Source organism: Solirhodobacter olei (genome assembly GCF_004010155.1).
GTDB lineage: Bacteria > Pseudomonadota > Alphaproteobacteria > Rhodobacterales > Rhodobacteraceae > Solirhodobacter > Solirhodobacter olei.
Genome location: NZ_RRYH01000042.1, coordinates 1 through 22,177, shown reverse-complemented (window position 1 = coordinate 22,177; position 22,177 = coordinate 1). Strand labels below are relative to the sequence as shown.

Annotated in this window: 14 protein-coding genes; 5 read left to right on the top strand and 9 right to left on the bottom strand. The window is 64.5% G+C overall.

The window, feature by feature from the left end; all coding sequences use genetic code 11:
• Nucleotides 1-475: 475 nt before the first annotated feature.
• The 4 genes from EIP85_RS20620 to gntR form a co-directional block, all read right to left on the bottom strand.
• Entirely contained in the window at nucleotides 476-1,690 is a 1,215-nt protein-coding gene (locus EIP85_RS20620; protein ID WP_127904108.1) for an efflux RND transporter periplasmic adaptor subunit, read from the bottom strand.
• A 1-nt stretch (nucleotide 1,691) separates the two neighbouring features.
• Nucleotides 1,692-4,061: an ABC transporter permease gene (locus EIP85_RS20615; protein WP_241560115.1), complete on the bottom strand. Its 2,370-nt coding sequence runs from the start codon at nucleotides 4,059-4,061 to the stop codon at nucleotides 1,692-1,694.
• Nucleotides 4,055-4,765 (bottom strand): ABC transporter ATP-binding protein, encoded by a 711-nt coding sequence (locus tag EIP85_RS20610; protein ID WP_127904106.1) that lies wholly within the window; start codon nucleotides 4,763-4,765, stop codon nucleotides 4,055-4,057. The genes EIP85_RS20615 and EIP85_RS20610 overlap by 7 nt, the downstream gene beginning before the upstream one ends.
• Nucleotides 4,766-4,931: 166 nt before the next feature.
• The gene (gene gntR, locus EIP85_RS20605) at nucleotides 4,932-5,948 is read right to left on the bottom strand and encodes an HTH-type transcriptional regulator GntR (protein WP_127904105.1); all 1,017 of its coding nucleotides are present in this window, start codon (nucleotides 5,946-5,948) and stop codon (nucleotides 4,932-4,934) included.
• 125 nt (nucleotides 5,949-6,073) lie between these two features.
• On the opposite strand from gntR, the gene EIP85_RS20600 reads away from it, so the two are divergent.
• The 4 genes from EIP85_RS20600 to EIP85_RS20585 are packed head-to-tail and all read left to right on the top strand — an operon-like array spanning nucleotide 6,074 to nucleotide 9,424.
• Nucleotides 6,074-6,610, top strand: a complete 537-nt coding sequence (locus tag EIP85_RS20600) for a gluconokinase (RefSeq protein WP_127904104.1) — start codon at nucleotides 6,074-6,076, stop codon at nucleotides 6,608-6,610.
• The gene (locus tag EIP85_RS20595; protein ID WP_127904103.1) at nucleotides 6,588-7,115 is read left to right on the top strand and encodes a TRAP transporter small permease; all 528 of its coding nucleotides are present in this window, start codon (nucleotides 6,588-6,590) and stop codon (nucleotides 7,113-7,115) included. Before EIP85_RS20600 ends, EIP85_RS20595 begins: the two co-directional genes overlap by 23 nt.
• On the top strand, nucleotides 7,112-8,389 hold the full coding sequence (locus EIP85_RS20590; protein WP_127904102.1) for a TRAP transporter large permease subunit: 1,278 nt from the start codon (nucleotides 7,112-7,114) through the stop codon (nucleotides 8,387-8,389). Before EIP85_RS20595 ends, EIP85_RS20590 begins: the two co-directional genes overlap by 4 nt.
• A gap of 24 nt (nucleotides 8,390-8,413) precedes the next feature.
• Entirely contained in the window at nucleotides 8,414-9,424 is a 1,011-nt protein-coding gene (locus tag EIP85_RS20585; protein WP_127904101.1) for a TRAP transporter substrate-binding protein, read from the top strand.
• A 430-nt stretch (nucleotides 9,425-9,854) separates the two neighbouring features.
• On the opposite strand, the gene ggt is transcribed toward EIP85_RS20585, so the two are convergent.
• The 5 genes from ggt to EIP85_RS20560 all read right to left on the bottom strand — a co-directional run bounded on the left by ggt (nucleotide 9,855) and on the right by EIP85_RS20560 (nucleotide 19,502).
• Nucleotides 9,855-11,615: a gamma-glutamyltransferase gene (gene ggt / locus EIP85_RS20580; protein ID WP_127904100.1), complete on the bottom strand. Its 1,761-nt coding sequence runs from the start codon at nucleotides 11,613-11,615 to the stop codon at nucleotides 9,855-9,857.
• 360 nt (nucleotides 11,616-11,975) lie between these two features.
• The gene (locus EIP85_RS20575) at nucleotides 11,976-12,359 is read right to left on the bottom strand and encodes a S26 family signal peptidase (RefSeq protein WP_164871834.1); all 384 of its coding nucleotides are present in this window, start codon (nucleotides 12,357-12,359) and stop codon (nucleotides 11,976-11,978) included.
• The gene (locus EIP85_RS20570) at nucleotides 12,349-17,127 is read right to left on the bottom strand and encodes an AAA family ATPase (protein WP_127904098.1); all 4,779 of its coding nucleotides are present in this window, start codon (nucleotides 17,125-17,127) and stop codon (nucleotides 12,349-12,351) included. Before EIP85_RS20570 ends, EIP85_RS20575 begins: the two co-directional genes overlap by 11 nt.
• 615 nt (nucleotides 17,128-17,742) lie before the next feature.
• A complete protein-coding gene (locus EIP85_RS20565; protein WP_127904097.1) occupies nucleotides 17,743-18,186 on the bottom strand; it encodes a DUF3768 domain-containing protein in 444 nt (147 codons plus the stop codon).
• Between the two features lie 431 nt (nucleotides 18,187-18,617).
• Complete coding sequence (locus EIP85_RS20560) at nucleotides 18,618-19,502, bottom strand: ArdC family protein (protein WP_127904096.1); 885 nt, start codon at nucleotides 19,500-19,502, stop codon at nucleotides 18,618-18,620.
• A gap of 903 nt (nucleotides 19,503-20,405) precedes the next feature.
• On the opposite strand from EIP85_RS20560, the gene EIP85_RS20555 reads away from it, so the two are divergent.
• On the top strand, nucleotides 20,406-21,275 hold the full coding sequence (locus EIP85_RS20555; RefSeq protein WP_127904095.1) for a L,D-transpeptidase: 870 nt from the start codon (nucleotides 20,406-20,408) through the stop codon (nucleotides 21,273-21,275).
• Nucleotides 21,276-22,177: the final 902 nt, after the last annotated feature.

Sequence of the window (22,177 nt, the reverse complement as noted above, 5' to 3'; positions counted from 1 at the left end):
GGTCTCGTCCCGTGTCTCGCTAGTCACTTTGGGGCCAGAGGCAGCATTCAAGATTGATCGCTACCGGAATCTTCGGCGGTTGCAAACCAAAGAATTGTGGCGCCCATCAGGCGGCCATCCTTCCACGGGCCGATGCTGCCACACTCTCCTGACCCTGGTACGGCACAGAAAGCCGGGGCGAGCCTACGGGCACATAGTGGAAGATCTACTCACCCGAAGGACGTCAGGCCGACAAACCCCGAACAAGATGCTGCGCCAGTTTGGCTCCCAGGGGCGAGCGACCCGGCACGATGCCCCAGAACCAGAAATACTGGAACGTGGCCTCTGGCGCAGCGCGCAGGCGTCTCTCGCCAAAGCAAAGCGTGATCTTGCGGCTGAAGGATTTCCAAGTATCAGCCCCCTGCCCTGCCCTCTCCGCCGCAGCGCTGAGCCGCCCAGCGCGGGAACCCTACCCACCGTGGTCAGGCGAACTGCCTCAATCCGCTGTGCCACCAAGCTGCGGAGATATGCGGCTATGCTCGGTGATCCTCGTGCTGGGGAACACCACGACGCGGTCGCCCTCGGAAAGGCCGGAGACCACCTCGGCCATCAGGTCTGTCTGATGGCCGAGCGTGACTGGTGTCTGTATCGCTCGTCCGCCTACGTCGCGAAACACCGCCCAGCCATCGCCAGAGCGGAACAGCGCGCCGATCGGCACCTGCAGCACGTCCTTGCCGGACCAGGTCACCACCCGCACGAAGACCCGGTAGTTGTCGCCGAGCCCGCGGCGCTTCTCCGGCGGCGTCAGGATGTCGAGGCGAAGGCGGACGCGCTGCTCCTCGATGCCGAGGGCCGAGACCTTGGTGAAGGCCGCCGGCTCGATCTGGCGCACCCGCGCTTCGATCGGCTGCGGCCCACCCCAGCGCTCCACATGCGCTGCGGCACCTACAGGGACCTTCACCGCGTCCGAGGACAGGAGGTCCACCACTACCTCAAGATCATCGAGGCTGCCGATCGTCATCAGGGTTTCGCCTGCCTGCACCGGCCGTGCCGATGAATTGGCGAGAAACAGGACGGTCCCTGTTGCCGGCGCCTTGATCTCCAGACAGCAGGCACTGGTCACGGGATCCCGGCTGCCGGGACCGACGAGCTGTGCCTGCATTCGAGTCAGCGTCGCCTGCTGAAGGTCGACCGAAGACTGCGCGGCGTCGACGGCCGCCTGAGCGGTCTGCCGCGCGGCATCGGCATCCTCCAACATCTGCTGCGGAATGGTACCTCGGGCGGCCAGGGCTTGGGCCCGGATGTATTCGCTTTCGGCATGGCTCTGTGTGGTTCGCGCCTCGGCAAGCTTGGCCTTGGAGAGCTGTAGGCTTGCCTGCGCCTCGTCCACCGCGGCCTCGGCCTGGGCGCGTGCGCGAGCGTCGAGGAAGCCGGGCTCCAGCGGCTGGATCGAGGCGACCACGGTCTGGCCCGCCCTCACATCATCGCCGACCGAGACCGGCGCGCGCCGCACGGTACCCGCCATTGGCGCCGTCACCTCGTAGACATCGCGGATATGGGTTACGCCGTCGGCCGAGACGGTGACCTCCATCGGGCCGCGTGTGACCGTGGCGAGGTCGACGGGCACAGGATCCGGCCAGAAGGCCCAGGTGAGCGCGGCGGTAAGGGCGAGGATCGCGGCGAGCGCGGAAAGCAGGCGGCGCAGGCTCATGTCATTCCCTCTGTTTCAGGGCGGTGGCGAGGTTCACCCGGTCGAGCCGGCGGCGCACGAGAAGTGCGGCGGCAAGGGCCGAGACGAAGGCGATAAGACCGGCGATGGTATAGGTGCGCCGGGCAATGACCAGTGGGATGCGAACGACATCGGTGGAGAAGCCGGCCGAAATCAGTGCGGAGAAACCGTAGCCGCCAAGAAATCCCGGCGGGATCGCGAGCAACGTGAGCAACATCAACTCGCCGACAAGCACATAGCCGACCTCGCCGCGTGTGAAGCCGAGCACACGGAGGCTCGCCAGTTCGTAGGCGCGTTCCGAAAGCTGAATGCGGGCGGCGTTGTAGATGACGCCGATGGTGATCAGGATTCCGAGGACCGCGTAGACCAGCACCGAGGTGGTCAAGTTCTCGTTGATCGTCGCGCTGAACTGGTCGCGGATGTCGGTCCAAAGCAAGACGCCGTCCACCGCTGGTGCGTTCTTCACGGCAGCGTAGAAGGCGGGCAATTGTCGGCTGTCCACGAGCAGGTTCAACCGGTTCACCTCCGGCCCCTGTCGCATCAGGCGGAAGAGCGCGGGCGCTGCGACATAGACTGTCTCCCCCAGGCTTTGTCGCATAACGCGGGACACCGGCACGTCGAAGCTTTCGCGCGGCGGCGCGAGAAGCGTCATTGTCACCTGCCCCCCGGCCGCGACATCAAGCTTAGTAGCGAGGCTCTCGGGCAGCACCAGCCCCTCAGGCGGCATCGTGGCCACACGACCCTCTTCGTCAAGCACACGCACGAGGATGTTGCTGTCGTCCCGCGCCTCGACCTGGGTCAGCGCGCTCCGCCAGCCGCGGGTAAGGCGGACCGGCACACCGAAGGCACCCTCGACCCGGGTGACGCCAGGCAGATGGGCGGCTGCCTGTTCCGCCGTAACCGGAGCGTCGTGGCCAAGCTGCAGCGTGACCTGCTGGCGATTGGTGCGGGTGAAGGCCTCATCCACCACCGCGGCAATGGAATCGAAGGTGAAAAAACAGGCGACGAGGACGGAGATCGCCGCGGCGACGCCAAGAACCGTGATCGCCGCCCGGCCCGGCCATCGGGTGATGGAGCGCAGGATCATCATCGTCGTCTGCCGCAGCTGCAGCCTCTCTGCCAGCGCGTCGACCCAGTTACGGCGGTAGAGCGGCGGGCTCGGTGGCAGCATGGCGATGGCAGGCTTCAGCCGGGCGCTCGCGCGGACCGCGCGCAGGGCGCCGAGCACGACAGCGCCAAGCCCCATCAGCCCAGAGACCGCGAAGCTCGCACTTCCCGGCCGGTAGATGAGGTAGGGGAAGCGGTAGAAACGGGTGTAGAGTTCGGTCATCTGGCCGCCCATCCACCAGCCCGCGACCCAGCCGAGCAGCACACCGCCAATGCCGATGCCGATCGAAAGCTTCATGTAGTGCAGCGCGATCTCGCGCCCCGTGAAACCGGACGCCTTCAGGAGGCCGATGATTGGCCGCTCCAGCAGGATCAGCCGGCTCAGCACCATGTTCACAAGGAAGGCAGAGACGATCAGGAAGATCGGCGGCAGGATCAGCGCCATGGCCCCGAGCTGGTCGAGCTCGCTGGACAGGAACGTGTCGGAGACTTGCCTGTCCCGCCCATAGGCGCCGGTGCCGCCATAGGGCGCCAGCAGATGATCGAGCGCGGCGATTACCGCGGGCTCCACAGCATCGCGGGTCAGACGTAGGCTGAGATCGTTAAAGGCGCCGGAGAGGCCAGCTGCCGCAGCGGCCGGATCGTGGTTCATCCAGATCACGCCGTAATGGCGGTCGTCCGGCATCAGTGAGCCCGGAGCGATGAGATAGATAAACTCAGGCGAAAGCACGAGGCCGGTGACGGTCAGCTCGCGCTTCTGGCCGTTGAGGATCGCGGCGAAGCTCATCCCCGGGCGAAGTCCATTAGCTTCGGCAAAGTTCTCCGACAGCGCGACCTCGTCGATCCGGGTCGGATCCGGCAAACGGCCAAGACGGACCGTCGGCCGGTTCAGCACCGGCTGGCCGGCCGCTGGCAAGGATAGTACCCGGGCCTGAGCGGGCTTCTCCATCCCAGGAAGATCCAGCACGACATTCATCGAGATACTCGCCTCGACCTGCGCCACACCGGGGATCCGGGCGATCTCCGGCAGGATCTCCTTCGGCGCACGGGTCGCGGTAGCGAAGACCTCGGCAAAATGGGCGCGGTCGTAATAGGCGTCGCGCGTCATCCTGAGCGAGCGCTCGGTCCCAGTGGCCAGCACCAGCACCATGACCCCGCAGCCGAGCACCAAGGCGATGGCGAGGCACTGCGCCCAGAGGCGGCGCAGGTCGCGCAAGAGCTTGCGGTCGAGTGCACGCATCACCATTCGATCCCCGCGGGCTCGATCCGCTCGGTATTTTCCTCCACCGCCACTACCAGCCCGTCTGCGAGCCGGATTACCCGATGCGCCATCTGCCGGATCGCTGCGTTGTGAGTGATTAGGGCGGTGACGGTGCCGAGATCCCGGTTCACCTCGTAGAGCGCCTCAAGCACGGTCACACCGGTCTTGCTGTCGAGCGCGCCGGTCGGCTCGTCGCACAAGAGCACCTCTGGCCGCTTGGCTATGGCCCGGGCGATGGCAACCCGCTGCTGCTCACCGCCGGAAAGTTCGGCAGGAAAATGGTCCATCCGGCCGCCGAGCCCGACCCGCTCAAGCGCCTCCTCCGGCCGCATGGGATGCATGGCAATCTCGGTGACGAGGGCCACGTTCTCCCGCGCGGTCAGGCTTGGGACGAGGTTGTAGAACTGAAAGACGAAGCCGACGTGCTCGCGCCGGAAGGCGGTCAGGGCTTTCTCGCTCATGCGGGTCAGCTCATGCTCGCGAAAGAAGACCCGCCCGCCGGTGGGGCTGTCGAGCGCGCCTAGGATATTCAGGAGTGTTGACTTACCTGAGCCGGAGGCGCCGAGCAGTACCACGAGTTCGCCATCGAACAACTCGAGATTGACGCCACGAAGCGCCTGCACCGACACGGCGCCGGTCGTATATGTCTTGCTCAGGTCTTCGACCCTAAAGGCTATTGCTGGCGGCACGCGACGCTCCCTTCGCCGCCATAGTGGCACTCGTGTTCCGGCAGCCGCCTTGATTCAGGGCAACCCTGTCCGACTTCGCGTCGACGCGGCTGAAGTGTGCCTCGAGGATCGGAAACGCCGAACTGAACACGGCCGCGTCCTCGGTCAGGTGCTCCGCGACCGGACCCTAGTGGTTTGAGGTCGACTCTCTCACCCGTATCTCGAAGCCGAGATCGACATATCTCTCCGTCAGCTTCGTCGGGTCATCCAGGGCCTGGACCAGCATCTTCATCGCCTGGCTGCCCATCTCTTGCCGGAAGGTGCGGACGCTTGTGATGGAGGGGTTGGCCACAGCCATCATCTCGAAGTCATTGAACCCGCAGAGGCCGAGCTGGCGCGGGATCTCGATCCGCCGCCGCTGCGCCTCAAAGAGCGCACCCAGGGCAATATCGTCGTTGATGCAGAAAATCGCATCGGTATCGGGCGCGCTGCCCAGAAGCTCTGCAAAGAGCTCGGAACCCAGCGTGACCGTCGACGGCATCTGCGTGGTGCGGATCCGCGCCTCTGAATAGACCCCCGCCGCCATCGCGGCATCGCGGAACCCTTTCAGGCGGCGCTGTGTCCGCGGATCCATCCGCGCGCCGAGAAAGCCCAGCTTGCGGTAGCCCTGCTCGATCAGGTGCTGTGTCGCCGCCTTTGCCGCCTCGTAATGCGAGAACCCGATCATCATGTCGATCGGATCGTCAGAGATCTCCATGATCTGTACCACCGGACAGTTCGCGCGCTCGAGAAGCGCACGGGTGGACGGCATCTGGTCGATCCCGCTGATGATCAACCCGGCCGGACGCTGGCGCAGGAAGAGGCGCACGAGCATCTCCTCCTTCAGCGCCGAGTAGCGGGTGTTGCCCAGCTGGATGTCATAGGGCGTGTCGTCGGCCGCCTCGTAGATCCCCTGCAGCGTGGCGGAGAAGACGTTGTTGGTGACCGAAGGGATCAGCACTCCGATGACATTCGACCGGCTCGCCGCCAGCGCCTGCGCGACCGGGTCCGGAATGTAGCCAAGCTCCTCCACCGCGGCCCGAATCCTGAGCTGCAGCTTCTCGGAGACATGCTGAGACCCGCGCAGCGTCCGTGAAACCGTGGCAGCGCTTACACCTGCTTTTTTCGCTACGTCTGAAAGGGTAACGGTGGGGCGATCCGGCATAATTCGCTTTTTGAACAGGTTGTTAGGAAAATCCTAGCATCACACATGCCACAAAGAAAGCTGGATTGACAAATGTAAGCGCTTTCATTACGACCTCACTCCCACGAGAGGAGCGAGGGGGGAAGATGCTCAACAGGGGCATACTCGTCATGGGGGTGTGCGGCGTCGGCAAATCGACCGTCGCACGCGCTATCGCCGACCGCATCGGCGGTCGGTTCTTGGAAGCTGACGAGTTCCATTCCGTCGCGAATGTCCGCGCCATGTCGCGCGGAACGCCGCTGACCGACGAGATGCGCGCCGACTGGCTAGACGCCATCGGCGGCGCCGCCCGGGCCTGCCGGGAACAGGGCGAGGCACCCGTCGTGCTGGCCTGTTCTGCGCTGAAGCGGCGCTACCGCGACAAGCTGGCCGGGGCACTTTCTCCGATGTTCGTGGTCCATCTCACCGGCGATCCGGCGCTGATCCGAAACCGGCTGATTGCCCGGAAAAACCACTTCATGCCGCCCGAACTCCTCGACAGCCAGCTGCACGACCTCGAGCCGCTGGCCGCGGACGAAGGCGGCGTGACAGTCGATATCGCCGCCTCGGCAGAGGAGATCGCGGCGCGCGTGGTGACACTGATTGAAAGGGGGGAGACGGATGGGACTGAACTTCATCCGTAATGGGCGCATTGTCGAACTGCTGATGGCACTGGCGCTGGCAGTCATGGTGGTGCTGACCTTCGGCAACGTCGTGCTGCGCTACTTATTCAACACCGGAATCGACTGGGCGGAGGAGCTTTCGCGGCTCATGTTCGTCTGGATGATCTTCCTCGGTTCGATCCTCGCCCTGCGCCAGAAGGCGCATCTGGGGATGGAGATCCTGCAGGCCGCACTGCCACCCAGGCTTCGCCGTGTAAGCGCTATCATCAGCCATGTGCTGATCCTCTACGGGCTGTGGCTGTTCCTCGTCGGCAGCTGGGATCAGACCCTGATCGGCCTGCGTACCTTCTCGACCGTGATGCATTATCCGAACGCGCTGATGGCCTCGGCCGGCCTCGTATGCTCGGCCTCGATGCTCGTCATCGTGGGCATGAATCTCTGGTGGATCCTGCGGAACGATCCGCGGGCGCATATCCCTGGCACAAGGCCGCAGAACATCGCCGAGATCGAGGGGGCCTCCGAATGACCCTCGTAGTCTTCCTGGGCTCGCTGATGGCCCTCTTGATGCTCGGCATGCCCATCGCCTTCGCGCTGATGCTCACAGGCGTCGCGCTGATGTACCACCTCGATTTCTTCAACGCCCAGCTCGTCGCCCAGAACATGCTGGCGGGTGCGGACAACTTCCCGCTGATGGCGGCGCCCTTCTTCATCCTGGCGGGTGAACTGATGAACGCGGGCGGCATTTCGCGCCGCATCATCGATCTGGCAGTGAGCCTTGTCGGCCATATCCGCGGCGGCCTCGGCTATGTCGTCATCGGCGCCTCGGTACTGCTGGCAAGCCTCTCCGGCTCCGCCATTGCCGACACCGCCGCGCTCGCGACGCTGCTGATCCCGATGATGCGTGACAACGGCTATTCGGTGCCGCGCTCAGCTGGTCTCATCGCCTCCGGCGGGATCATCGCTCCAATCATCCCGCCCTCGATGTCCTTCATCATCTTCGGGGTGACGACCAATATCTCGATCAGCAAGCTCTTCCTCGCCGGGATCGCCCCGGGCGTGATGATGGGCGTGGCACTGGTCAGTGTCTGGGCGCTTCTCGCCCGCCGCATGGACGTGATTCCGCAGCGTAAGCGCACCTGGGGCGAGCGGCGCCATGCGCTGGTTGATGGTCTCTGGGCCTTGGTCCTGCCGGTCATCATCATCGGTGGTCTGCGCGGCGGTATCTTTACACCAACTGAAGCCGCTGTGGTCGCAGCCGTCTATTCGCTGCTGGTCGCTGTCTTCATCTACCGCGAGGTCAAGCTCTCCCAGCTCGCCGACATCTTCGTCGCTGCAGCGCGCACGACGAGCACGGTAATGTTCCTGGTCTGCGGTGCGCTCGTTGCGTCCTACATGGTCACGCTGGCCGACCTGCCCGAGCAGGTGAGCGAGCTTCTATCCCCCCTGATGCATGATCCGCGCGTGCTGATGGGCGGAATGATGGCTCTCCTGCTGCTGATCGGCACGGTGATGGACCTGACGCCCACGATCCTCGTCATGGGGCCAGTACTGATGCCGATCGCACTGAAGGCCGGCATCGACCCCACCTATTTCGGCGTGATGTTCGTGCTCGTCGGCACGCTCGGCCTGATCCACCCGCCGGTCTGCACCGTCCTGAACGTGATCTGCGGCGTCGCCAAGATCTCGCTCGAGAGCGCGACGAAGGGCATCTGGCCGTTCCTCGTCGCCTACATCGTCCTGATCATCCTGTTCATCGTCTTCCCGGGCCTCATCACCGTGCCAATGGCCTGGGTCAGCTAACTTTTTTCACCAGAGGAGGAAGAAATGAAGAAACAGATGCGTACGATCATGCTGGGCCTCGGCCTCGCCGCGATGACCGCGGTAACATCGCAGGCAGCCGACTATCACTCGCGGATCATCCGCTTCGGCTACGGCCTCTCGGCCGACAGCAACCAGGGCAAGGCGGTGGACTTCTTCGCCAAGGATCTGGCGAAGCGTACCGGCGGCAAGCTGCATGTGAAGGGCTTCGGCAACGCCAGCCTCGGTAGCGACATCCAGATGCAGAACGCTCTGATCGGCGGCGCGCAGGAGATGATGGTCGGCTCCACGGCCACCCTGGTCGGGATCGACAGCGATTTCGGCGTCTATGACCTGCCGTTCCTGTTCTCCAACACCAAGGAAGCCGACACGATCCTTGATGGGCCGTTCGGGCAGAAGCTGCTGAACGCGCTGCAGGCCAAGGGCCTGGTCGGCATCGTCTACTGGGAGAACGGGTTCCGTAACCTGACGAACTCGGTTCGCCCGATCAAGACCGTGGCCGACCTGAAGGGCATCAAGCTGCGCGTGATGCAAAACCCGATGTATATCGACATGTTTGATCGTCTGGGTGCAAACGCCGTGCCGATGTCCTTCTCCGAGCTCTTCACCGCGCTCGAGACGCATACCGTCGACGGACAGGAAAACCCGGTCAACACGATCGAATCCAGCAAGTTCTACGAGGTGCAGAAGTATCTCTCGCTCACCAAGCACGTCTACAGCCCCTGGGTCATGCTGGCCTCGAAGGCGTGGTGGGACAAGCTGACGCCGGACGAGCACAAGGCGATCACCGAGGCCGCCGTCGACTCGCGGAAATTCGAGCGTGACTACAGCCGCTCGGCCCAGAAGACCGCGCTGACCTTCCTGAAGAAGCACGGGATGCAGGTCACCGTCGTCAGCGACGCACAGCTCGCCAAGATGCGCGATCTCGCCAAGCCGGAGATGGAGAAGTTCGCTGCCGCTGGCCACCAGCAGGAAGTGAAGACGATCGAGGCCGATCTGGCCAAGCTTCGCAAATAACGCGGGGCAATACCAAAACGATCAGGCGAGGTCCTCGGGCCTCGCCTGAATTGTTTCGACCTCACATGCTCCAGCCCGTCGCAGCCGTTGCGGATCAGGTCTCGGCGCAGGTTCTGCAACGCACTGTCAATTGTCTTAGGTAACGCGATACCGTCGTGCTAAATTAAATTGTGCGGACTCAGCCCCACTCCCAATGGGCGGCTGTGAATGACAGTCTCTGCTGGGGCCGCACAACCTCCAATCTAGCCGAACGCACCGGAATTCCGCGGGGTTAGGTTGGTGCGTTTGATACACGAGTCCAATCTTTCGGCGCTTCGGATAGACCGATGACCTTGGGGTAAAGGGGACTCGGGCTCGCAAAACGCCACTCTCTGCATTACGTCGCCCGGCTTTCTGGCAACCCGGGGTTCGCCTTTGGCAAGCCCGGCACTCAATAGCCGGCTGCCAGTCCCGACGGTCGGCGGTTGTCGTTAGCGCCTTCTAGAAGACTCGTCGCAGGATTGCGCAGGATCGCTTCGTCTGCTCCCCAGGGGGAGTGCACCCTGAACGTGTATCCCATCCCTTCGAGTGCCACCTTGACCTTCGGGCTCAGATACCCGGGCTCGACTGTCACGATATCGGGTAGCCACTGGTGATGCAGGCGCGGTGCATCGACCGCCTGCTGCATGTTCATCCCGAAATCGACGACGTTGAGGATGCTTTCCAGCGTGGTCGAGATGATCGTCGACCCGCCGGGGCTCCCCGTAACCATGAAGAGCTTGCCGCTCTTGAGCACGATCGTTGGCGTCATGGAGCTAAGCGGGCGCTTGCCTGGCTGGATCTCGTTGGTCTTTCCCTGCACCAGACCGAAGGCATTGGCCACGCCGGGCTTCGATGTGAAATCGTCCATCTCGTTGTTCAGGAAGAAGCCGGTGTCTCCGGCGATCTTGCCGGTGCCGAAGAAGAAGTTGATCGTATAGGTGACCGAGACCGCGTTACCCTGCGCGTCGACGATCGAATACTGCGTGGTGTGCTGGCCCTCGTCGGCACCGAGGCTGCCTTTCACCTCTGACGACGGCGTGGCCCTGTCCGGTGCAATCTCACTCCGGATCTTCGCGGCGTGGTCTGCCGACAGGAGCTTCGCAATCGGGTTTGTAACGAAGGCCGGATCGCCGAGATAAGTATTTCGGTCGGCGAAAGCGCAGCGCTCCGCTTCAACCAGATAATGCGTAACTTGCGTAGAGCCGAAGCCCCACTTCGCGAAGGGATAGGGCGCGACGATCTGGAGGATTTCGCAAACTGTCGTGCCGCCGGAACTCGGCGGCGGGGTCGAGACGACCTGGTAGCCGTGATAGCGGCAAGTGACCGGCGCGCTCCATGGCGCGGAATAGTCCGCAAAATCCTTCATCGTAAATAGCCCACCGCCTTGCTGGCTGGCCGCGACAATGGCCCGGGCGATTGGGCCCTTGTAGAACGCGTCGGGGCCCTTCCTGGCGATCAGATCGAGCGTCTTGGCCAGCGCCGGCTGAACGAGGCGTTCCCCCGCCGAATAGGGCTTGCCGTCGGGATGCAGAAAGATCGCAGCAACATTGGGCTGGCTGGCAAAGACTTTGGCCCGGAGCGCGAGGATATGGGCATCGGAAGCATTCAGCACGAAACCTTTCCGAGCCAGCGCGATCGCCGGAGCCATCACTTCCGCGCGGCTCATCGTGCCATAGGTGGTCAAGGCTTCGTCGAGCCCCATGACAGTCCCGGGCACGCCGATCGCGAGCCAGGAGGACCGGCTTCGCTCCGGCACCACGTTTCCGTTTGCGTCTTGGAACATGGTCGTCGTCGCTGCGAGCGGTGCCTTCTCCCGAAAATCAAGAAACAGGTTCCGGCCATCGGCCAGATGCAGGGTCATGAACCCGCCCCCGCCGATATTGCCACAGCAAGGGTGAACGACGGCAAGCGCATAGCCGACCGCAACTGCCGCATCCACCGCATTACCCCCCTTCTTCAGGATATCGACACCGATCTCCGTTGCCAGATGCTGGGCAGTGACCACCATCGCATGCTTTGCGGTCACAGGCTGCGCCGCGGCGAGCTCGGCGCGCGTTGCGTGCACGGCCCCGAGATCGGGCAGAGCGGCAGGCGGGCCGTCCTTTGCGTTCACCAATGCTCCGGACCCAATGAAGGCAAGCGCCGATAGGAGGAGTGCGACACGGCGCATGGCCAAACCTCTTCGCTGTGTTCGTCAGGCTTGCAGTCTAGATAGCGCGGGAGGCTGTTGTGAACAGACTACACATATAATCGCGCACCGAGTCCCACCTCGCCTCGGCTCCGCTCTGGCCCGCATCGAAAGAGCCGTGTCCAACTCGTACATGCAGCGCCTTGGCCTATGATCCGGCTCGAAGTTTGCGGGCGCCCATCCACAACCCGACGGACGAGACAAGACCGGCCAGGCCACGAACGTTGAGTGCTTCCACGAAAGAATACCAAGCGCGTATGGGTCTGGCAGAAGAGACCACCTGCCTCGATAAAGAGCCATCCATGGACCAAAAGGCATGCTCGTCACATTGCACGGCCTGCCCTACCAGACCCTCGCCATAACGGTCGTGACGGCGCTTCTCGGGATCGGCCCGTAGTAGCGGCTATCATATGAGCGCGGGTTGCTGCCTTCGACGTAAAGGCGACCGTCCGGCTCAATGAAGCCGACGCGCTTGATGAGCTTCACCCGGTTCGGGTGGTCAGCGGTACATACCGGCACATCCGTGTGGCTGCTCTCGGGCAGCTCGGCCGAGGTCCAGGGCAGGCAGAACGCCACGTAGCGACCCACAGCTATCTGCGCGGTAATTGGCCGGAAGATCAGCCCGCGGACGGAAGGCGTCAGATTGAAGCGCCAGCCGGCCAGGCCGAGAGCGAGCGCCAGCGCGAAAATGGCGCCGCCGAGGCCGAGCGCGAGCCTAGAAGCCAAAATCAATCCCTCCCTTGTCGTGGTCGGGCTGTTGCAGCGTGCGGCCGTGCCCGCGGCCGAGGGCAGCGTCCCGGCCGATGGAAAGCTCCTTACGCTGTTCGATCACGTCGCGGACCATTTCGGACTTCACGCCGCGGTCTTTGCCCAGCTCTGCCAGAATGTAGCGCGAGGTCTCGGTCAGCATCCGGCCGTAGAGGTCGCGCGCTTCATGCTTGCCGGCTGCGTCGAGCGCGACATACACGGCAAACCTGTTGCGGGTTCGCGGTGGGAGCTGTTTGTAGTCCATCTCCTGACTGGCCTTGGCCAGCTCACGGGTCAGGCGGCGAACCTCTGCCCTTTGCTCAGGAGAGAGCGGTGCGACCAGGCCCCGGTAGAAGGTCGGGGAGGTCAGGACGGCCGCCTCCCGATCGAGCGCGGCCCGCTCTTCCTTCGACGGCGCCCGGCCCTCCCGGAGTTCAAAGGCTTTCCGCAGAAGCATCTGGTGATCGCGGCCCTGCTCGGTGGCGCCCGGATCCCGTCCCGCCACGTCCACGTCTACCAGCCTGCTGAACACGGCCGGATCCCGGCGAAAGGCATCGTCCACGGCGTCATAAGGCACCATCGCCCGGTCGATGAGCGTCCGCGCGAGACTGTCGAGGGTTCGCTCCGGCGCTTCATGAACCTGGGCCCTTCCGAACGCACCCTCGAGGCGCGCCCCGACCCGCTCCAGGAACTCGCCCACCGCGCGCCGCGCCGGTTCGAAGAGCAGCCGCCGTTCGGGCTTCTCGGACGCCTCGAAGGCGGCGCGGATGGCGTCGGTCTTGTCGGTGATCGCGTCGAACGCGCTGTGGCTCGGCCGCTCGCGCGTCACGAGATCGGACAGATACTCCTGCGCCCTCCCCTCCCCGCGCGGGACGTAGATCGCGAGGCTGTCAGTGTGGCGGGTGAAGGCCCGCTGCGCCGAGGCGCGATCGAGCCCGCCTTCGGCGAGCACATGGACAGAAACCACGCCCTCGCTCGGCGCGCGGTGGATCGTGGTGGCCCAGGCGTAATCGGCTCCCGCCAGATCGGCCGGGGTCAGGCGCAGAAGCTGACGCGCCTCCCCTGCCCCGATGCCAACAATGGCGGCGTCTTCCCTCGCTTCGATCACCTCGGCCTGCGCCCCGGCGCGTAGCCCGACCTCGGACAGGCCCCGCGCGAAGCTGATCTTGTCCCCGGCCGCGAGCACAAGAGCCCCCTGCCCTTCCCCACGTTCGTAGTGCTGCTCAGCGGGCCGCTCCGCTTCCGGGATCTCCGCCCGAAAAGCCGCGCGGATCGCCTGATTGAGCGCGGTGGCATCCGCCCGGGACAGCGCCAGCGCCAGCTTGTCGGATGCGGGGTCTCTGACAAAACCCTCGGCCAGCGCGGTGATGGCCTGTTCGGAGCGCTCGGCCGCCACCACCTGGCCCGCTGCGATGTAATGGGCGACGGCCTGGCGGGCCTCGGCCCCGCCGGCGAAAAGCAGCTCGGCCGCCAGCCGGTCGGCCGGATCGCGCTGACGCTCGAGGACGGTCAACTCGGCTGCGCCAAGACGCGAAGAGAGAAGCCGCAACCCGGCCCCGGCCTCCAGCGGATCCTGATCCGGGGCACTGCTCGCCAGCACCAGCCGCGCGCCGGCGATCTCGACCGCCTCAGCCAGCCTGTCGAGCGCCCGCACCCCAAGCCGCTCGGCCTGATCCACCAGCACGACGCTCCGAGGGCCAAGGTGAAGGCTGCCCGAGGACACCCGGTCCGCAAAGGCCGTCGCAGTCATCGGATCGAGCCCGGCGATCGAGCGCAGGGCATCGACCCCGCGCCCGGTCGCGGCCACCCCGATCACGTCCCATTGCGCCCGTGCGTAGGCGTGATGGATCGCCCCAAGCGTCCAGGTCACGCCGCTGCCCGGCCCGCCGGTGAGGATACTGAGCCTCCTGCCCTGCAAGACCTCGCCCAGGGCCGCGCGCTGCGCCGCGTTCAGGCTGTAATCCCGGGCCGCGAAGGGGATGGCACGGGCGTCCGGACGCATCGCCAGCCGCGCGCCGCGATCGGCAAGCGCGGCCTCGGCCAGAACCTGCGCCGCGGTGGTGTAGAGCTTGTCGCCCCGGCTCCCGCCCCGCTCGATAGCGACGAGATCGGGATGCGCCATGGCTTCGAAGAAGAGCCGCACGAAGGTCTCGGGATCGCGGACCTCGCGGGAGATCGCGCGGGCCACGTCCTCGGCCGTGATGGCCGATCGGTGTGCCAGAAGATCCTCGACCACCGCCTGCGGCGCCGCCACGGCCGCGCCCGCCTCGGCCGTCAGCGGCGATTGCCCGGCAACGAAGTCGGCCGAGAGAAGGCCAGCCGTGCGCGTGGCGACCTGCACCAGCTCCACGTCATCGACCTGGGAGGAGCGCTCGGACGGCCCGGCCGAGGCCACGACATCGGCCCGCCTCGCCAGCTCGGGAAGCTGGTCGAAGAGCGCGCGCACCGAGGACGGCAACGGCGCCTTGGGATCGAAGCCGTCCAGCCCATCTGTCAGGGTCATGTAGCCCTTGCGCTGACCGATGGCGATCAGGTCGGCCATGCCCGTCACACGCTTGCTGAAGGGCATATGCAGTTCGACATGATCGCGATGCCGAGAGAGAGCCACGTAGAGGAGATGCTGGTTCAGCGTCTCCGAGCCGAGGACGAAGGCGCGATCCACGGTCATACCCTGGGACTTGTGGATCGTCGCCGCATAGCCGTAGTCGAGATCCAGGAACTTCGCCGGATCGAGGGTCACGGGATCATCCCGGCCGTCCACCGCCACGACGATCTGCGGGGGCGTGGCGGCAAGCACTGTGCCGAAGGCGGAGCGCTGAACCGAGGCCTCCCGCTCCGGCCGGGTGAAGCGCACCCGATCCCCCTGCCCCAGTTCGAGCGGCGGCCGCGGCTCGGCTGCTTCCAGGAGGTCCGCCGCTTGCGGCCGGGGGTATTGCTGCACGCTCTCCGGATCGACCACACCCAACCGGATCGCCTCGGCCCTGAGCTCGCGGTTCAACGCGTCCACATCCGCGTTGCGATGAGCGAGCGCGATCCTGCTCTCCAACGCATCGCCGGTGAAGTAATGCTCCACGATGGCTTCGACCGCATGAGAAGCGGACGGCTGAAAGGTGATCTTCTTCTGAGCCTGGTAATGCCAGAGCGCCTTGCCCACGCTCTTCCCACCCATCGCGAGGTCATGGGTCGCGAGCCGGTCCAGAGGATCCGTCTGCCGCCGGACAAAATCGATCACCGCGCTACCGATCTTGTCCTGAATGACCTTGAAGGCCGATCCGGCCGAGACCGGCTGCAGCTGCTCGGCATCTCCAACCGCGATCAGCTTGCCGCCCATGTCGGCGATGTGGGCCTGCACCCGCGCCCAGGAGTTGCTGCCGACCATGCCGGCCTCGTCCATGAAGAAGACGAACGGCCCCTCCGGCACTTGGCCGTTGGCCCAGCGGCTCTCCCAGGCGGCCAAGGACGCAGCCTTCAACCCCACAATGCCATCAAGCTCCTGCGCAGCCTTGCCTGAGATCGCGCCGCCCAGAACCTCGAAGCCGCGCTCCTGCCAAACCCGCGCAGCCTCGGCGATGGCGAAGGTCTTGCCAGTGCCGGCATGGCCTGTGACGAGGGTCAGCGCCTCGGGCGCCACCATCGCCCGTACCGCCGCCGCCTGACCCTTGTTCAGGTTCTCGGACAGAGCCTCGGCCCCCTGCCCTTCCGCCAGCGGCACTGTCTTGCCGGCAAGCTCGATCGCCTGCTGCAGCATCCGAGCCTCGACAAGCTGCTGGCTCCGCGTCGAGAAAAGCGCCTCGCCGCGCGGCCCGACCTCCTCCATCTGCACCAGCTCGCGCGCACCCAGAACCCTATCCAGCACGTCACCAAACGCCTCTGGCTCAAGGTCATGGGCCTGTCCGCCGATGGTGACATTGAGCCGCTTCGCCAGCTCCTTGCGAATGTCCTCGGCCGAGAAGACAGTCTTCTTCGCGCTTAGAACCACCAGGATGTGCTCCGGCCGGGCGAGGAGATAATCCCGGTTGGCAATTCGCGCGGCCTCGGCCCGCTCCTTGCCCCGCGCGGTAACCCCGGCAGCTTCGGCATGAGCGGCCACATAAGGGCTAAAGCTCTCCGGCGCGAGTTCGATCCCCTGCTCGCCCAGCGTGCGATGATCTATCCGGGCCTCATGCCCGGCGCGCTCCAGCGCCATATTGGCGAAGTCGGCCCAGGACCGGCGCCAGTCCACCAGGAACTCCCGCGCGTTCCAGCCACGTTCCTTTAAACCCCAGCCCTCCTCCTCCAGTCGCCGCAGTGACAGCATCACATGGGCATGCGGGTTCTCGGGAATGTCGTGGATCACCCAATCCACCACCATGCCCCGAGCAGCGAAGGTCGAGGTCAGGTACTCCCGCATCAGGGTCACGCGCTCGGCGCGACCCAGTTCAACCGGAAGCGCAATGGTGAGCGAGCGCGCAAATTGCGCCACCCGCGCCCGGCTGCTTTGGGCCTCCCGGCCTTCAATGTCATTCCAAAGCCGCTCCGAGGCGCGCGCCACATCCGGCGAACCATACCGCTCCCGCGCCCAGGCCGGAGCGTCTGGGGGAAGAATGATCTCCTCGTGCACGAGCTCATCAGCCTTCCGGCTGTAGTCGCGCTCCACGCTCTTCTGCAGCGAGGTCATCGAGGTCGCATGGCGGTAGGCGGCGGACCAGACGGCGCTTGCTCCGGTGCTCGCGGAAACAACATTCGCTTCGAAATAATAGACCGCCATCCGCCAACGCTACGAGGTTCAAACATTCGATGCAATCGAATGTATAAACGCGCCTCCATCATTTCTTCGATCCGATGTCGGCCGGTCCAGGCACACAGCGCTCCTCGACGGCTTCGCCGACGGACCTCAAGACCAAGCCCCAAGCAAAGAGCTTCGCGCTCAGAAACGGGAGGAATGGAACGTGCAGAAACCCAACAGACGTGGCCTCAGGATTCTGCCCGGCCTCCCCCGAGATCGCGCCACGGCGCGCGGATGGAAGCCTCCCCGCCGAGGTGGACAACATCGTTGAAACGGAACCCGCGAAGGGCCAGGCGCATGCAGAACGCCGCACATGGTGATGGTTCTTGCCGGTCTCTCGAATGATCCGTCCACGCTCCCGGACGGGCCGCCCCCTTTGGGGACCGCCCCTTCTCTCAGTCACCGCCTAAGCGAAACGCTGGGCGATAAGGGGGAGGTAGACCTTGGCCGAGACGCCTCCCGTCCCCGTCGGCACAGGGTCTCCCGCCCTTTGCTCGTCCAGAAGCTTGCGAGACATGAATTCGCCCCTTTCCGGTCCTTGGCCCAGAAAGGGGGCACGGCCTTTTGGTCAACGCCTGCGCCGTGGCCAGGTCGGGTTCAGTAGTCCTCGGGGAGCATGATCGTGAGAACGCGGCGTGTCTGACGCGGGTCTTCAGGGCAAGCCGAGCCTAGCGCAAAGTCCTCGTCGTCAAGATCGATCGTCCAGCACGCCTTCTGGCGAAGGCCAGCATGGGAGACCTCCACAATACCGAAGTCATGTTCTGCCATCGGATCGTTGTCGTCGGTGAACGTGTCGAAATCCTTCACTGCTTGGGTCACGTCTGCGAGGAACTGTGAGCCCATCGCAAGCACAGACCGCGTCACCAAGACCCTGCCGTCGATCTCCTCTCCTTTGAAAACAGTCGTACCAAGGGCCCTGCGGAAGGCGTCGTTCTGGGTCGCAATCCGCTCGGTCCGCTCGTCTGGGAACCGGGGGTCGAACATGGTTGTTCCTTTCATGGCTGGCGGCAGGGACCGTTCGGCAGACTTGATGAGAGACAAGGTCCACTCCTGCGGCGTTTGGCAGCCGACGATTTCCGCGATGGCTTCAAAGTCGTCTTTGGTCTGGGGCAGCAGCCTGGGCGGCCGCCTCGATCTCGCGGGATCATTGGCATGCGCGCCAAAGTCGGCCGCTGTGGCTGGCGTTGGCGAGGGTCTGGCCGGCGCATCAAAGATGTCGCCGTCAGAACACTGAGACAGGCCAAGGTTGTAGCGCGTCAGATGTGTGATGCAGACCCATTGACAGGCGGCGAGGCTGCGCAGGGTCCCGCGCCAACGAATGCCGGATTAGTTCAACGGGCAGGGTTTCGTGCCGGTGACCGAGGCCGAGGCGCAGCCGGAAGCCAGTGTGCCCGGTGATCTCATTGCAATGGGCTTTGTCGGGGGTGTGTGACATGGTGGCGTTCCTGACCTGATGGGAAGGATGGGGCCGCTCACGCGGCCGCCCTCTGCTCTTCCGGCCGAGCCTTGCCGGTCAGGTAGTCCAAGGCCTTTTGCGCCTCAGAGGCGGCCTTGAAGATCAGGCGGGCGTCAGCCTTCAGCGCATTAAGCCAGCCCTCGACATAGGCCGCGCTCTGCGCAAAGTCGGGGACAAGGCCAAGGGTCGCACAGACCATGCACGCCCCAATCTCGGCCACCAGTTCCTCAAAGGCATAGGTCTGCCGGTCCCGGTTCAGCTCCAGCCGGTCAAGGCGGCTCTTGTGGCCCGTCCAGTGGCATCCTTCATGCGCCAAGGTGGCGTAGTACCGACCAGCATCGGCAAAGGTGACAATCGGCGGCATGTGGATGATGTCCCGCACGGGGTGGTAGTAGGCGCTCGGTTCTTCCGTAGTCTCGATCGTGGCGCCAGTCGCGGCAAAGAACGCATCAAGCTCCGCGTTCGGCTCCGTTCCGAAGTCTTGCGGCGCAACACCCTTCACCCCGTGATATTCCTCATGAAGCCCATCGATCTGGTCGGCATTGAAGACGCGGTAGGCCTTGGCGTAGGGCACAGCCCGCGTTTCTCCGGCCTCGTCTTCCTTTTCAAAGGTGCCGTATTTGACGACGGTAGCGGACTTCTCCCCCTTCCGGACATGTGCCCCCATATCGAGGGCCTGTTTGAAGGTGAACCAATGGGCAGAGCTGTAGCCACGGCTCGCGGCCGTCAGCCAAAGCAGGACAACGTTTATCCCGCGGTACGCTTCGCCGTTTGAGCGAAGCGGAAAAGCCGCCCCTCCGGTCGTGCCGGTCCACGGCTGCCGCCACGGCGGCGTGCCCGCTTCCATCGCGGCGACGATCTCAGAGGTAACATGGCTGTAAACGTCAAACTTGTCGGCCATTTGTGGCGCTCCCTTGGTCAGTGGCGCCAACCCCAAAATTGGGAGCGGTCGCCGGAAATGAGCCGCGCCTTGGCGCGTCACATTTCCGGGGACTGCCTCCCGGCGAGGGCAGGGGGGGAACCGGGCAACTGTAAAATCCAGCCGACAAGGGGGTGGTGCGGCCCGCAGCCCGCCAGGGCGAGGACACGGCCCCGCAGGCGGCGCAGCATTTTCCAGTTGATCCGGGGGACCGGCGGTCCCCTAACGGCCTCGCACCTGCGAGGCCCTGACGAAATGGGAAGAGGGTCGGGCGGGTGAAGCCCGACCGCCTATGTGTCCGGGGGCGTTCGGCTTGTCCGAATCCCCCCGGGTTCCGCGCCCGACGCGCGGAACACAATAGGGATATCCTGGAAGTCGAGGGTCAGGCATGCCCTCCCAAACCTCACGAGGCGGTTTCGGGCGGCGGACTGACAAGCTCTGGGCGCCAGGACATTCACCGGAACTGCTGTGCACCCCGAGATCCATCCTGCTGGCGCCAGAGTTCGGGGGTTGATTTGGTCCGATTGCGCCGCGGCAATTATTTGGGAGCGGCATAGCGGGCCTGCGAGCGGATCGATGCCGTAACCTTCCGGCAGGATCCGGTCGGGGGCCAACGCATCGAAGGCGCCGATGGCTAGCGTATGGTGTGCGTGCCCGCCAGTGTGCCGACTGCCTCGGGTGCCAGCCCTTGGAGCCGAAACCCGCCCGTCAGCCCGTTCACAAGCATTTCATGATCCTCGATGATCAGGATGCGCGATCTTCTTCTCCACAGCAGCGTCGGTGTCCCGATACGCGAGACACCTTAAGGCCATCCAAAGCCTGACCGTTCATCAAGCGGTCCGGTTTGGCCGGAAGTCTTTGTGTCCGGCCTCAGAAGGAGACCCGATGAAATATCCACTGCCCCTTGCAATGCCGCTTGTCCTGCTCCTTGCCTCCTGCGGAGCCTCACCCTTTCAGGTCAGCCGCGCGAGCCATAGACCGCCGCCCACGCAAACGCTTTCACCGGACCTCGCCGCGATGTATGGGGCGAAACCCGACGGCAAGCTGACCATCCCGGCCGTGCCGCCGCGAGATCTCTCAGAAGCGAAGAAGCGGGTGGAGGTCACCTACTGGACCTCGCAGCCGGTGGGGACGATCATCGTCGATCCCGGCATGTTCCATCTCTACTACGTACTCGGCCATGACAAGGCGATCCGCTATGAGGTGTCGGTCGGCAAGCAGGGCTACGGCTTCTCCGGCGACGCGGTGATCCCCTACAAACGGAAATGGCCGCGCTGGACGCCGACACCCTACATGCTGAAGACCACCCCGAAACTCGACGATCCCTGGCGCAATGGGATGCCCGGGGGGCTACAGAACCCACTCGGCGCGCGGGCGCTCTATCTCTTCCGCAACGGAAAAGACACGCTCTACCGCATCCACGGCACGCCCTATCCCTGGACGATCGGCCACGCGACGACGGACGGATGCATCCGCCTCTTCGATCAGGACATCGTTGATCTCTACAAACGGGTCCACTCCGGCACCAAGGTGATCGTCAGGCCACCGCAGGACTCAGGCAAGGGCACCTTCCCACCCGGCGCACCCGTCCCGGCGACAGTACTGGAGGCCCGTTCCAAGGCGATCGACTTCGCCACAAAGGGCCCAGCACCGTCGACCGGTCCTGCTTCACTCTCCGGGATGCCCGAGCCTTCAGGCTCCGCCTCGACCGGAACCACGAGCACCCCCCCTGGATTGCAGACCGCTTCAGGCTGAGCTGAATTGCTCGGGCGGTCCCGCTGGGGCCGCCTCGATCTAGCCTCAGCCGCGCAACGATGTCTCCGCCTTGCACGACGCGACGGCATCGAGATAGCCAGGGCAGATCCTCCATCAGACGATGAAGCCTGGTCTCCCTTGCCGTCCAGACGCATCCGCCTGACGACCGATCTCTCGGTGTTTCTCGCCATTCTCAACCGTGGCGCGATCCTCTGACCAACAGGCTTTGAACCCCGGCTCCTCCGGCGCCGCGGGGGCAAGGTGCAGGTCAACATCCATGGACAGAGCTACTGCGAGACTGATGCCCGGGAAATAGGTGCACAGTCTGCAGCACCTCTATCCAGGCCGGGTCACCGCTACACGACCGAGGACAGCACTTGCGGCACTCTTGGCGCTGCTGGTCAGCCGCTTCGCAGGCCCAGGCATCAAGTACGGCGCGAGCGCTTTGCAGGTCGCGCTACCCTACGGCGAGGGCTCCATAGCGCGCCACATCAAGCATTCGTGATATGGGCGTGAATCTACAACGAATGGAAGATACGCGCTTGGAAATATCACGCTAACCGTGTACCGCCGAGAAATAAACATAACCAATTCAAAGACTTCGCATGCACCCCCTACTTGCAGGACAAGGCCCACGAACCGCCACGGTTGTGCCCCCGGCTCTGCCCGGCACGCTCCGCACGGAGGGCGATGCGTCGAAAGCCGGATCAAAGACTTGGGTTGTTTTGCATTCAAGAAGGAAGCGGGATGATGAGCACGGTAGAACCACCTAACGGATCTGAAAAAGAGCGCAAAGACGCTGCTACAAGGGTCGACCAAGCGGCAAAATTCAGCAGCCGCTCGAATTGGATCTCCATCAGACTGAGAACGGCGGCGCGATAGTCGGCCACGGTAGCGGCGGG